We start from the raw sequence: 12,791 nt of genomic DNA, 5'->3' as shown, positions 1-12,791 counted from the left end.
CTAGTTGCTTTCGGGTGGTTCTACAAACTGCGGAAAGAGGAGAGCAGGGCTACGGCCCTCAAGCAGCAGGTTAGGCAGCTAGTCTGTGAGCAGCGCAGGCTCCTGCCGCGCCTGGGCACCAGAAAGCTCTACTTTAGACTGCGGTCTACCTTCACACACCTGGGCCTCAAGCTGGGCAGAGACAAACTCTTTGCCTGGATGAAGGAGTTTGGGCTGCTCATTGGCCCTAAAAAACGCTACGTGCAGACCACCTTCTCCAGACATCACCTGCGTAAATACCCCAACCCGGTCAAGGGGCTGCCCCTGACGCATCCCGAGCAAGTGTGGGCAAGCGACATCACCTACGTCAAAACCCGGCAGGGCACCTGCTATGTGAACCTGGTCACCGATGCCTTCAGCCGCCGGATCGTGGGCTACACGGCAGCGGCAGACATGGAGGCAGTGAGCATGGGCCGTGCCCTTGTGATGGCCCTGAGCGCCAAACAGACCGCGGCCGGCACGATCCACCACTCGGACCGGGGACTGCAGTACTGCTCCCGGCTCTACGTGGGCCTGGCTATAGAAAGAGGTCTGCGCATGAGCATGACCCAGAGCTCGGATCCGTACGAGAACGCGCTGGCCGAGCGCATGAACTGCACGCTTAAAGAAGAGTTCGGGCTGGGAGGCACGCTTGAGAACCTGGGGCAGGTAAAGCTTTTACTAGCCCAAGCCGTAGAACTTTATAACAACCACAGGCCGCATTTAGCCCTCAACATGAAAACACCGCAGCAGGTACATCAAGAAAAAATCCCGGCCTGCCTAAACAAACCGGGATATTGTTAAATCTGTCAACTTAGTTCAGGACGATTCATACCTGCCTCCCCTACTGTAGACCTATAAAGTCTTATCCCTTTGCTTGTTTAGTCTTATTCTAAATTTCTCACAAACTATGGCAAAGGGCAAACCACCCACACGCCTACTAAGTATAGTTATACTATAAACCAACACGACGAATCTATGGAAGCAATATGCAATAACTGCACCCACTGGGAGCAGGACCAAAATAAAGTACAGCTCCAGAGCAAGGACTTTGGAGTATGCGATGAACTGACTGGCCAGCACGCACTGGAGCCGTCGTATGTACTGCCACTGGTACACGAGGCCTCAAACGACCTCAAACCTAAGCAATTCGAAATGATAACCGGTGCCCAGTTTGGCTGCAACCACTTCAGCGAGCGAAAGCGATGGGTATAAACCTAGCTTATAAAGTATAAACAGAAAGGCCCTGCTAAAGTATAGCAGGGCCTTTGTGATTTACCAGCTATTCAAAGTATAAATGCTACCCTAGTAAGCAATATGCAGCAGCGCGTCGCCCTGGTTTACCACGGGCATGTTGTTGAGTCCTACCACGTGCCCGCTGGCCGGGGCGTTCAGGCGCACTTCCATTTCGCCGTAAGGGTCGGTGATGCTGCCGATGTGCTGGCCTTTCCTGACATAGTCGCCGATGCTGATGAAAGTGCGCCAGAGGCCGGCGTTCTTGGCCCGTAGCCACATATCCTTCATACAGACTTTGGTCGTCTCGGAGGGCTCCACGCAGCTGGCCATCATACCTAAATGGTGCAGCAGGCGGCAAGTGCCCTCAATCCCCATGTTGATGCCTTTTTCATCGAAGCGCAGGCTCTCGCCTGTCTCGTACACAAGTATAGATTTGCCCAGTTTGCTCGCCTCTTTCCGTAGCGAGCCCTGCCGGTAAGATGCATTCATCACAAAGGGCGGAGCAAAAGCATTAGCCAACTCGGCGTTCCGGTAGTCGCTGAGCACGCAGCGGATCTGCGGGTAGTTGGCGCGGCTGCGGCCCCCGGTATGGAAATCGAGCCCATAGTCAATGTAGGGCATAACTTCCTTCATAAAGCGGTGCGCCACCCGGCTGGCCAGCGAGCCATCGCGGTTACCCGGGAAGCTGCGGTTCACGTCCTTGCCGTCGGGCACCTCCCTGGAGAAGTTGAGGAAGCCGTAGATGTTCAGAATGGGCACGGCGATGATAGTCCCTTTGAGCGGGTACAGCATTTTGCGGGAAATCATGCGCCGGATAATCTCCGTGCCGTTTACCTCGTCACCGTGCATGCCGGCCATCAGGAGCACCACCGGCCCGTCGTGCACCGAGCGGAAAACGTAAACAGGAATCTCGATAACAGTGCCGCTCGGCAGCTTGCTGATAACCAGCTTGGTCAGTACTTTTTCACCACGGTCTATACTCCGGCCGTTGATAACGATTGTTTCGGGCATGCTACTCGTTTACTTTCTTCTTGGGCTTTTTCTTGGTTAGCCCTTCCACGTACTCTATTATTTTTCCGGCGATATCCTTCTGAGTGGCTTTCTCAATACCCTCCAGCCCCGGCGAGGAATTCACCTCTAAAATCAGCGGCCCGCGCTTGGATTGCAGCAGGTCCACGCCGGCAATACCCAGCCCTAGCGATTTGGCGGCTAGTAGCGCTGCAGCTTTTTCCTGACGGCTCAGCTTGATGAGCTGCGCTTTGCCGCCGCGGTGCAGGTTAGAGCGGAACTCCCCTTCCTTGCCCTGGCGTTTCATGGCCCCCACCACCTCGCCGTTCACCACAAAAGCCCGGATGTCGGCGCCGCCGGCCTCGGAGATAAACTCCTGCACAATGATGCGCGCCTTCAGGTTATGAAACGCCTCGATTACCGACTCAGCCGCCTTGCGGGTTTCGGCCAATACCACGCCCAGGCCTTGCGTGCCTTCCAAAAGCTTTATCACGAGCGGCGCACCGCCTACCTCCTTCACCAGTTCCGAGGTTTCTTTGGAGTAGTTGGTGAAAGCTGTCTTGGGCAGCCCCAGCCCGGCGCGGCCGAGTATCTGCATGGAGCGCAGCTTGTCGCGCGAGCGCACGATGGCCTGCGAGTCTACAGCGCTTTTCACTTTCATCATCTCAAATTGGCGTACCACGGCCGTGCCGTAAAACGTAACCGATGCCCCGATACGCGGGATAATCGCATCCACGTCGGTCAGGCGTTCGCCTTTGTAGAGGATGTGCGGGTCGCCCTGCTCAATCACGAGGTCGCAGCGCAGGTGGTCAAGAACAACGGCCTCGTGCCCCCGCTGCTCTGCCGCCTCCACCAGCCGACGGGTAGAGTACAGCTTGGGGTTGCGGGAGAGAATAGCAATCTTCATAAAATGCCTTTATTTCTGTTGGTGTTTGATTTTATACTTGTGGGCCAGGTTCTTTTTGGCCACATCCACTATAAAGCGGCCCCGGAGCAGCTTTCGCCCGATGAGGACGGGGTACTTCATGTCGCTGCGGTCTGAGAGCGAGAACTCGGCCTCTATCTCCTCGTCGAAGAGTTTGATGGTTGTACGGATAACGTAGCGCTCCTGCTTCTCCCCGATGGAGCTTTTTATTTCGCGCAGCTCGTAGGAGGTGAACTCCAGCTTTTTGTGGTTATACTGCGGATGGGAAGGGTCCAGCAGGTCCAGGGCAATGACCCTGGTACCGTCCGGGCGCACCTCCTCGTGTATGTCGGAACAGTGGATGGCTGATGTAAACGCACCGGTGTCCACCTTGGCTTCTATTTCCTCAATGTCGAGCAGCGGGAAAGAGACCAGCTCGCGCCGCCCTATCAGCTTTTTCTCTGGCTTGGGTTGGTGTAGTTTTTTCTCCTTCATCAGCGGCTAAAGATAAGGCGATAATCAGGAATTATGCACTACCTGTTTATGAATTTAATCAAAGTATAAAATGGGGCTTTTGGTTCACGGATATTTGTGTTTTATACTTTATACTTCCACTTTCCTGGCGCGAGTTTGTAACTCGTGCCTTTTATGATTTTGGGTTTGCAACTCAACTGGCTAGCAGAGCCATACTCTTATACTTGCCGGTTTATACTTTCCAAGCCTCCGCTTCCTTCAAGTTGAAACAAGCTATACTTGCCAAACTTCAGTTCATCCTCCAGCCTAACCAACCTATCGTTTCATCTCTGGCTTTGGCTCCCTCCTAGGCCGGGAGGCCTCGCCTTAGGGCATCGCGCGGTGTACATTTCTTTTGCTACCCTTCGGTCGCAATGCCGCCACAGCGGCACCAGAAATCTACAAGGCGCTCAACCCAAAGGCTGGGAATCAGTTCGATAGCTACAGCTTTTGCTTTGCAGCAAGTATAGACTGTCCCCTGAGGACAAGTGAGAACGGGAGTTCGAAACTTGCGAGCAAAGCTCAATAGGGGTGTAAAGCCAGAGGTAAAAGTCTTCGCCAAAAGTGAACACCCCTATGGTCCCCTCAAGGGGACAGTTTTCTGTAGAACTTAACATCCTCTGAAGGCCAGGGGTGGTTGGACCCGGCAGAGTATAACACCCTCCCCTGTTTTTAGGGGAGGGCTGGGGTGGGGTTACTTCGCATAAGTAATGCGGTAAATAGCGTTGTTCTTGTCGTCCGACACGAGCAGGGAGCCGTCTTTCATCACCAGCACATCCACCGGGCGTCCCCAGTCTTTTTCGCCTTCCAGCCAGCCTTCGGCGAAAGGCTCGTAGCTGGTGATGTTGCCGCTGCCGTCGGTAATGGCTTGCATTAGACGATAACCGCTTTTCTTGGAGCGGTTCCAGGAGCCGTGCTCGGCAATAAAAATGCGGTTTTTATACTCCTGCGGAAACATCTTGCCGGTATAGAACTTCATGCCCAGTGCCGCTCCATGCGGGGTCAGGTTCTGCACGGGGGCCACAAAATCCTGGCAGTTACCTTTATTACCGAACTCGGGGTCGGAGATGGTGCCTGCGTGGCAGTAGGGATAGCCGAAATGCTGGCCCTTCTCGGTGGCGCGGTTCAGTTCGTCGGGTGGCAGGTTATCGCCCATCATGTCGCGGCCGTTGTCGGTAAAGTATAAATTCTTGGTTTCCGGGTGCCAGTCGAAGCCCACGGTGTTGCGCACACCCTCGGCGTATACTTCCATGCCGGTACCGTCGGGGTTCAGGCGCGTGATGCTGGCATAAACCGGGTCTTTTTCTTTACAGATGTTACAGGGTGCTCCCACCGGCACATACAGTTTCCCGTCCGGGCCAAAGGCAATGTACTTCCAGCCGTGGTGGGTTTCGGTAGGATACTTGTCGTACACCACCTCATACTTGGGTTTGTTGCGGAATGTCTGCTCGATGTTGGGAAATTTGAGGATGCGGCTGATTTCGGCCACGTAAAGGTCGCCGTTGTGCATCGCCACCCCATTCGGAGAGTTTAGTCCTGAGGCCACTTCCACCACCTCATCGGCTTTGCCATCTTTGTTGGTATCCACCACCGCGTATACTCTGTCGTTGCTGCGCGTGCCCACAAACAAGACACCTGTTTCGCTGATGGCCATGGAACGGGCGTTTTCCACGTCCTCGGCATAGAAGTCTATCCGGAAGCCCTCGGGCAATTTTATCCGCTCCAAGTCCTTGTCTATCGGTCCGGTGGGCAAACCAATGCCGCCCCCTTCATCTTCGGCCTGTTCGTTCTCGGTAGGTCCTGTTTTGGCGGTGTCTTTGTTCTCGCTCTCGGAGTCGCAACTCATACTTAGGGCGCTGACGGCAAAAGCCAGGCAAAGTAAGCGTAGTGTTTTTTTCATGTATAGTAGGTTTAGTTTGGATGATAAAGCTATTGGTAGGCAAGCCATGCTGCTTTCACGGTACGTATACTGAAGCGAGGGCACAATGTTTAAGCAGCTGGCAAATGGCAAAGTATAAAGTAATATGGGTAATAACGCTGGCGACGCTCGCTGCTGCACCCGCCGCGGCGCAGGACCCGGATTCACTGGCGGTGCAGCGGCAGGCGCTTAACCAGCAGCCAGGTATGGAAAACGTGGAATCGCTGGCATTGCTGCTACACCAGGCGCTGCAACACAACAATTTCGATAGCATTCGGCAGCACCTGGTAAACAAGCAAGTGTATGATAAAATGCTGCAGCTCGGCACGGCCTCTGTGCGCGAAACGCTCCTGCTCTACTCCCCTACCGACATGCTGCAGGACTTTCAGCGGGATTTTGGGCGGGTGATTCAGGATGGGGTAACACTGGAGGTAGATTGGCCCACCACCTTCATCCAGGAGTCGCTTACTGCTGACATCTCTCCTACTGAAAACGCCATTATTTTTCCGGTACAACTGCAGCTAAGCTCTGCTTCAGGCTTGTCTTTTCAGGTGCAGGTGAATGTTGCCCGCCTCGATAGCCGTTACTATTTTCTGCCGCCCCTGCGCCTGACAGAACAGTATTAAAAGCTAAGAGTTGAGAGTTGAGAGTTAAAAGTGAAGAGTTGTAGAGGCACAATACGTTGCGTCTTGATTCCATAGGCAGAAGTATAAAAGTATACATCAGTCTCTCTCGGAGCTGCGCTTGCGGTGCAGCAATTCGGCTACTTCCTGCAGCAGGTGCGAGTGGCCGGTTTTAAGTATAACCAGCTCGCCTTTCTCCAGTGCGTCCATAAACACCGCTACCCGTTTTGGGGAGATAATCTCGTCGTACTCGCCCAGAAACATCGTCACTGGCACATGATGTTTGTTTAGCAGCTGCACAATCTTCCGGATATCGAAATTGAGGTCACGGAAGCCAATCCAGCTGCGGTATACGCGCAGGCGCTTGGGGGTGCTGTCCATCTGGTAGTGGGCAAAGCGAATCAGGCTCTTGTGCACCAGGTTGTAGCGCTGCAGCATCCGGAGCATCCCGAAAAAGAACTCCGGCTTTACCACAGTTCGCTTAAAGAGCTGCTGCAGCCAGCCGGGATAGGTGGCAATGTTATACCACAAGCTCGTCTTGATACCGTCCGGGGCAATCAGGAACAGCTCGCGGATGCGCTCGGGCATGCACTCTACCAGCGTCAGCGCAAACTTGCCGCCCATACTGAAGCCCATCAGCGAAAACTCCTTTATTCCCTGCTTCTCCAGAAACCGCTCGATAAATCCCTTCAGAAACTCCTTGGAAAGGGGCATGTTGTGCTTGTTGAGGTAACTGCGCCCATGGAAGAACAGGTCGAAGGCGTAGATGGTATAATCCTCGCCCAGCGCCTTCTCCATCGGCAGGTAGTAGCTGCTGCTCTGCCCATACCCGTGGAAGGTCAGCAGCACACGCCTCCCCCGCCCAATGACGCGGTAATGCAGCTTCGATTTATCCTGGATGAGGTAAGGCAAGGGAGTTTGGGAGTTAGAGAGTTTGGGAGTTAGAGAATTAAAGAGTTAGGTGTATTAGAAAGTAGCGGGACAAAAGTCAGGATCAAAGTATGGAATGACCTTCATTTAAAGTTTAAAGTACGAAGAGTTAAAAAGGAAGTATAAACCGCAAGAAGTAGCAAAGTATAAATAAAGTTTTCCTATCACTCCTAAACTCTCTAACTCCCAAACTCTCTAACCCTTTACAGTTTCGATACGCCGCCGGAGACGATGAATTTCATGACTTCGGAGCTGGGCAGGTTGAGGTAGGTAACGTTGCGGCGGGGCACCAGGAAGAGCTCACCCGAGAAGTTGTAGGAGTGCGGGAAGTATACTGCTACCTTGTCTTCCACATTCAGCTGCAACAGGGTATCCTGCGTCACGAAACCCAGCTTGTGGTTGTCAGAGTCTTCGCTCATCTTCACCATCACCGGGCGGTTAAACTTCTGGTTGTCACCCACAAAGGCATCGAACAGGTCTTTAATGCTGGAGTAGATGATGCTGATGATCGGCACTTTATGCACCAGCGTCTCCACAGCCACAAAAAAAGGCTTCACGAAGAACGAGGAACCGATAAAGCCCACGATGGTCAGCAGCACCATCATCAGCAGGATACCCAACCCAGGTATGCCCAGGTCAAAAATACTGTTGAGCCAGTCTATAATCCCAACCACGATAAAGACGGTGATGGCGATCGGGGCAATAATCAGAAGTCCGTTTAAGAAGTAGCGGAAAAGGATTCTCATGGTGTTTGGTGCATAAAAAAGGCTTTGCCGAAGCAAAGCCTAAATTAGCAAAAAGCCTTTATAGTAAGTTGCTAATATTTATACTTGCTCTGCCTCCAGGGCGGTTATACCGGCAGCTACTTGCTCCATCAGCCACATGGGCGTAGAGGTAGCTCCGCAAATCCCCACACTGCTGGCTCCTTCGAACCACTCGCGCTGCAGTTCCTGCTCATTTTCTACGAAGTAGCTGTTGGGGTTATGCTGCTTACATACGCTGTACAGGGCCTTTCCGTTAGAGCTTTTCTTGCCGCTCACAAACACAATCACGTCATGCTCCGTCGAGAACCTGGCCAGCTGCGGCTCACGGTTAGACACCTGGCGGCAAATGCTGTCGTTGGCATCAAAATTCGGCACTACTTTGCTGTCCTGATTGGCCTGCTGCAGGCGCTCTTCTATCAGCGATTTGATATGGTAAAAGCCTTTGGTGCTCTTGGTCGTCTGGCTAAAAAGCGTAACCGGGCGGGTAAAGTCAATCTTCTCCAGATCCTCCTCCGTGGTAACGATAATCGCCTCGTCGCGTGTCTGACCGGCCAGGCCGATCACCTCCGCGTGGCCCACCTGCCCGTAGATCACCACCTGCGCGTCCGCTGCCTTACCCGAGTCGAAGGCATGCTTTACGCGGTTTTGCAGTTTCAGCACCACCGGGCACGAGGCATCAATCAGCTCAATGTTATTTTCCAGGGCCAGCTTATACGTTTCCGGTGGCTCCCCGTGCGCCCGGATCAGCACCTTGCAGTCGCGCAGCTCCTTTAGTTGGTCGCGATCGATGATGCGCAGGCCTTTCTCATAGAGGCGCTTTACCTCCATGCTGTTGTGCACAATGTCGCCGAGGCAGTATAGCTCCTCGCAGGTTTCCATCTCATCCTCGGCCATCTGTATGGCGAACTCTACGCCGAAGCAGTAGCCGGAATTCTTGTCTATGGTTACGTTCATCTCTCTAGGTTCATTTCTTGTTCCTGGGCCGCATACTCGTTGCGCAGGAGCTGGGCCGTTACGCGCTCCATCACAAACTCCACCTGCTCGTCGATGGTCATGTGCGAGGTGTCCAGCAGGTGGGCGTCCTCGGCCTGGCGCAGCGGGCTTTCGGCCCGGGTAGAGTCGATGTGGTCGCGTTTGAGCAGGTTTTCACGTATATCGTCGTAGTTTACCAGTTGCTTCTTTTGCAGCAGCTCCTCCTGGCGGCGCTTGGTGCGGGTGTCCACATCGGCCGTCATAAAGATCTTCACCTCGGCATCCGGGAAAACAGCCGTTCCGATGTCGCGGCCGTCCATCACCACGCCACGCTTTTTGCCCATTTTCTGCTGCTGGGCTACCATGGCGCGGCGCACTTCAGGTATTACGCTCACCTCGCTCACCATGTTGGAGATGTACATCTTGCGGATCTCATCCTCCACATTCAGGCCGTTAAGAAAAACCTCGTTGCGCTGCTTCTTGGGGTTGTAATGAAACTCAATCTCGATATGGCTGAGCGCGTCCTTTATCTCCTTGGGGTTGGTCAGCGAAACGTGGTGCTCCAGAAAGTATAATGTAACCGCCCGGTACATGGCTCCGGTATCAATATAGGCATAACCGAGCTCGGCAGCCACTTGTTTGGCTGTAGTGCTTTTGCCGCATGAGGAGTAACCATCGAGCGCAATTACAATTTTCTTCATAACAGGGAGATTCAAAAAAGGGAATTAGTTGGAGTCGCAGGGGCAAGGCATGTTACCGCTCTTGCTCTTTTTCATGTACTTGGCTGTTTTTTTCTGCTGCGGGGTTTTACCAGAGCAGCCGGCCAGCGTACCACTGGCTAAGAACCCTGCTAAAATGAAGTATGAAATTAACTTTCTCAAAGCGACTGATTTTAATGCAAATATAAGGTAATTTGCCGGTTTAAGCCCACCTGAAACGGGCAAAATTAAGTACAAACTTCAATGCCAATGCCTACAGCCTTTTCCATCTCCGGAAACATCATCGACCTGCTGAACAGCGAAATCTTCCAGGGCACTGTTCATGTGTCAAACGGCCGCATTTCTAAAATAGTTCGGGAGGCCACCGACAGCAGCCGTTACATTCTGCCGGGTTTTGTGGATGCCCACGTGCACGTGGAGAGCTCCATGCTGGTGCCCTGCGAGTTTGCCCGGTTGGCCGTGCCGCACGGCACCGTGGCCACCATTTCCGACCCGCACGAGATTGGTAACGTGCTGGGCGTAAAGGGTGTAGAGTACATGATCGAGAACGGGAAGAAGGTGCCGTTTAAGTTTTACTTCGGGGCTCCCTCCTGTGTCCCCGCCACGCCTTTCGAGACGGCCGGCGCTGAGATAACGGCCGCCGACATCGAGAAATTATTCCAGCGCGAGGAGATTAAGTACCTGGCCGAGATGATGAACTGGCCCGGTGTGCTCCACCGCGACCCGGTGGTGATGGAGAAAATCGAGCTGGCCAGGAAGTATGGCAAGGCTGTGGATGGGCACGCGCCTGGCCTGAGGGGCGAGCAGGCGGCGCAGTATGCCTCGGCTGGTATTACCACCGACCACGAGTGCTTTACCGCCGAAGAGGCCCTGGATAAACTGGCTGTGGGCATGAAGATCCTCATCCGTGAGGGCAGCGCCGCTAAGAACTTCGAGGCCCTGATTCCGCTGCTGCCCGAGCACCACCACAACATCATGTTCTGCTCTGACGACAAGCACCCCGACAACCTGGTGGGAGGGCACATCAACCTGCTGGTAAAGCGCGCACTGGCCAAAGGCAACGACCTGTTCCACGTGCTGCAGGCAGCCTGTGTTAACCCGGTAGAGCATTACAAGCTGGAAGTAGGGTTGCTGCGCGAGGGCGACACGGCCGATTTTATACTTATCGATAATCCAGAAAACTTCAACGTGCTGGCCACCTACATCAACGGGGAACTGGTGGCGGAGAGTGGTGTGTCTAAGATTGCTTTCACGCCAAGCGAGGAGATCAACAACTTTAACACCGAACCAAAGCAGCCGCAGCAGTTCGCCATACCAGCCGAGGAGGCTGGCAAAATACGGGTGATAGAGGCGTATGACGGGCAACTGATTACCAAGCAAGTCTGGGCCACGCCGCGCGTGGAGAACGGTTTTATACTTTCTGACGTGGCGCAGGATGTACTCAAAATCACGGTTGTGAACCGCTACCAGAACGCTGAGCCGGCGGTGGCTTTTATCAAGAACATAGGCCTGAAAGAAGGTGCCATCGCCTCCTCGGTTGGCCACGACTCGCACAACATCATTGCCGTGGGGGTGGATGATGAAAGTATAGCCCGCGCCGTAAACCTGATCATTGCGGCCAAAGGTGGTGTGGCTGCCGTGGGCAAGGGCCAAGAGCAACTGCTGCCACTGCCGGTGGCAGGCATTATGTCGGCCGAGGATGGGTATAAGGTGGCCGAGGCTTATGCCGCTATCGACCGCCTGAGCAAGGAAATGGGCAGCACCCTGGCCTCCCCCTTCATGACGCTCTCGTTCATGGCGCTGCTCGTCATCCCCTCGCTCAAGCTCAGCGACAAAGGCCTTTTTGATGGCGATACGTTTAGGTTTGTGCCGGTGGTGGAGAAAGTTTAGGAGTTAGAGAGTTTGGGAGTTTGGGAGTTTGGGAGTTAGAAAGTTAGAAAGTGAGAAAGTGAAGTATGGGTTTGTGACCTATGGCAGCGTCTTGCTTCAAGTATATAGTTTTTATACTTCATAGCTCCTGCCGGTGCAAGCGTCCGTTTGTGCCGTTATATTTTAGCTATGCTTGCCGATCTATACTCCCTTTGCCACTGCTTCCTTCAAATTGAAGCAAGCTGTCCTTATTAGCCACGGTTCATCCTGCAGACTTACATAAGCTATTGTTGCAACTCCTGCTTTGGTGCTCTCAAGCCCGAGAGGGCTCGCCTTCGGGCATCGCGCTGCTTTCGCTTCCTGCCCTCGTACCTCGGGCTGCCTTTCAGGCACCGGAACCTCTCGAGGCGCTCAACCCAAAGGCTGGGAAAGAATTCGATAGCCAAGGCCCCTGCTGTCATCTCGAGCATAGCGAGAGATCTATCGGGAATCCTAAAGAGATCTCTCCCAAAGGTCGAGATGACAGGAAAAGGAGTAAGTATAATTCCCCTCCTCAGAGGGGCTGGGGTGGGTTTATACTCTGTAGGGACAGGTCGCGACCTGTCCGCGCGAGAACATCACTATAAAACCTATACTTCAGCATCAGTAACAACCGGGTTCCCCGCCTTAGCCAAGGAGGGGTTAGGGGTGGTTGGGCCCGGTACTGCAAGTATAACCTGCCTCCCGTATGAAGCCCGTCTGCGGCGGAGAAAGTATAAAACAGAAGGGGCCGCCAAAGTATGGCTGCCCCTTCTGTTTTATACTTCATATGTTGTTATGCTTCTTCGCCTTTATCGCTGAAGTGTACTTCCAGTAGCCTGTTTACCTTTTCGGCAGTAAGGGGTTTGATGATGTACTCGGCGTTATACTTTTTGGAGTTGGCCGTGTCCTGCGGGTGCGTGGAGGTGGTCAGCACAACCATCACTATCTTCTTGCGGAACTCCGGGTTCAGGCGCTCGTATAGGTCCAGCATCTCAAAGCCATCCATCACCGGCATGTTGATATCCAGAAAGATAAGCTCCGGCTGAAAGTACTCGCTGCTCTCTACTTCGTAGTTTTTGTTGCTAACGTTGTATAAGTAATCAAAAGCCTGCTTGCCATTAACAAACGTGCGGATATGGTTGGAAACCTCCATCCTGTCCAGTAACCGTTTGTTCAGGAAATTGGTCGTATCGTCGTCGTCAATAAGTAAAATTCCTGACAGCTTTTTCATAGGGATTCTTTAGTCACTCGTAAGAGCAGTGGCTAAGGTGTTTATACTTACACTCTCACAAAGGT

At 53.4% G+C, this 12,791-nt stretch carries 14 protein-coding genes; 4 read left to right on the top strand and 10 right to left on the bottom strand.

Translation table 11 applies throughout. From position 1 onward, the window contains the following. Positions 1–27: 27 nt before the first annotated feature. Both C8N40_RS20920 and C8N40_RS20915 read left to right on the top strand, forming a co-directional pair. A complete protein-coding gene (locus C8N40_RS20920) occupies positions 28–822 on the top strand; it encodes an IS3 family transposase (protein WP_108213759.1) in 795 nt (264 codons plus the stop codon). Positions 823–996: 174 nt separating this feature from the next. After that, positions 997–1,233, top strand: a complete 237-nt coding sequence (locus C8N40_RS20915; RefSeq protein ID WP_108213758.1) for a hypothetical protein — start codon at positions 997–999, stop codon at positions 1,231–1,233. Positions 1,234–1,323: 90 nt separating this feature from the next. Here C8N40_RS20915 and C8N40_RS20910 read toward each other — a convergent pair whose 3' ends face one another. From C8N40_RS20910 to C8N40_RS20895, 4 genes are all read right to left on the bottom strand, one after another. Next, entirely contained in the window at positions 1,324–2,265 is a 942-nt protein-coding gene (locus C8N40_RS20910; RefSeq protein WP_108213757.1) for a succinylglutamate desuccinylase/aspartoacylase family protein, read from the bottom strand. Position 2,266: 1 nt separating this feature from the next. After that, a complete protein-coding gene (gene rimK, locus C8N40_RS20905; RefSeq protein WP_092100000.1) occupies positions 2,267–3,169 on the bottom strand; it encodes a 30S ribosomal protein S6--L-glutamate ligase in 903 nt (300 codons plus the stop codon). Positions 3,170–3,178: 9 nt separating this feature from the next. Then, positions 3,179–3,661 (bottom strand): ATP-dependent zinc protease family protein, encoded by a 483-nt coding sequence (locus tag C8N40_RS20900; protein ID WP_108213756.1) that lies wholly within the window; start codon positions 3,659–3,661, stop codon positions 3,179–3,181. A gap of 712 nt (positions 3,662–4,373) precedes the next feature. Further along, a complete protein-coding gene (locus C8N40_RS20895) occupies positions 4,374–5,579 on the bottom strand; it encodes a PQQ-dependent sugar dehydrogenase (RefSeq protein WP_245905211.1) in 1,206 nt (401 codons plus the stop codon). Between the two features lie 104 nt (positions 5,580–5,683). Between C8N40_RS20895 and C8N40_RS20890 the strand changes: the two genes are divergently transcribed. Continuing rightward, positions 5,684–6,223, top strand: a complete 540-nt coding sequence (locus tag C8N40_RS20890; RefSeq protein ID WP_108213755.1) for a hypothetical protein — start codon at positions 5,684–5,686, stop codon at positions 6,221–6,223. Positions 6,224–6,319: 96 nt separating this feature from the next. Here the strand turns inward: C8N40_RS20890 and C8N40_RS20885 are convergent, their stop codons facing one another. The 5 genes from C8N40_RS20885 to C8N40_RS22865 form a co-directional block, all read right to left on the bottom strand. Then, positions 6,320–7,132, bottom strand: coding sequence for an alpha/beta fold hydrolase (locus C8N40_RS20885; RefSeq protein ID WP_108213754.1), 813 nt, complete (start codon positions 7,130–7,132; stop codon positions 6,320–6,322). A 221-nt stretch (positions 7,133–7,353) separates the two neighbouring features. After that, entirely contained in the window at positions 7,354–7,896 is a 543-nt protein-coding gene (locus C8N40_RS20880; protein WP_108213753.1) for a DUF502 domain-containing protein, read from the bottom strand. Between the two features lie 78 nt (positions 7,897–7,974). Beyond that, the gene (locus C8N40_RS20875; RefSeq protein WP_108213752.1) at positions 7,975–8,868 is read right to left on the bottom strand and encodes a 4-hydroxy-3-methylbut-2-enyl diphosphate reductase; all 894 of its coding nucleotides are present in this window, start codon (positions 8,866–8,868) and stop codon (positions 7,975–7,977) included. Next, the gene (gene cmk / locus C8N40_RS20870; protein ID WP_108213751.1) at positions 8,865–9,587 is read right to left on the bottom strand and encodes a (d)CMP kinase; all 723 of its coding nucleotides are present in this window, start codon (positions 9,585–9,587) and stop codon (positions 8,865–8,867) included. Before cmk ends, C8N40_RS20875 begins: the two co-directional genes overlap by 4 nt. Before the next feature lie 24 nt (positions 9,588–9,611). Beyond that, positions 9,612–9,767 carry a hypothetical protein gene (locus tag C8N40_RS22865; protein ID WP_170114175.1) on the bottom strand — a complete coding sequence of 52 codons (156 nt, stop codon included), beginning with the start codon at positions 9,765–9,767 and terminating at the stop codon, positions 9,612–9,614. Positions 9,768–9,854: 87 nt separating this feature from the next. Between C8N40_RS22865 and ade the strand changes: the two genes are divergently transcribed. Beyond that, the gene (gene ade / locus C8N40_RS20865; protein WP_108213750.1) at positions 9,855–11,495 is read left to right on the top strand and encodes an adenine deaminase; all 1,641 of its coding nucleotides are present in this window, start codon (positions 9,855–9,857) and stop codon (positions 11,493–11,495) included. A gap of 793 nt (positions 11,496–12,288) precedes the next feature. Here the strand turns inward: ade and C8N40_RS20855 are convergent. Continuing rightward, on the bottom strand, positions 12,289–12,726 hold the full coding sequence (locus tag C8N40_RS20855; RefSeq protein WP_108213748.1) for a response regulator: 438 nt from the start codon (positions 12,724–12,726) through the stop codon (positions 12,289–12,291). Between the last annotated feature and the right edge of the window lie 65 nt (positions 12,727–12,791).

Source organism: Pontibacter mucosus (assembly GCF_003054055.1).
GTDB lineage: Bacteria > Bacteroidota > Bacteroidia > Cytophagales > Hymenobacteraceae > Pontibacter > Pontibacter mucosus.
Note: the sequence above shows the minus strand (reverse complement) of the source record. Positions and strands in the feature narration are given on the sequence as shown.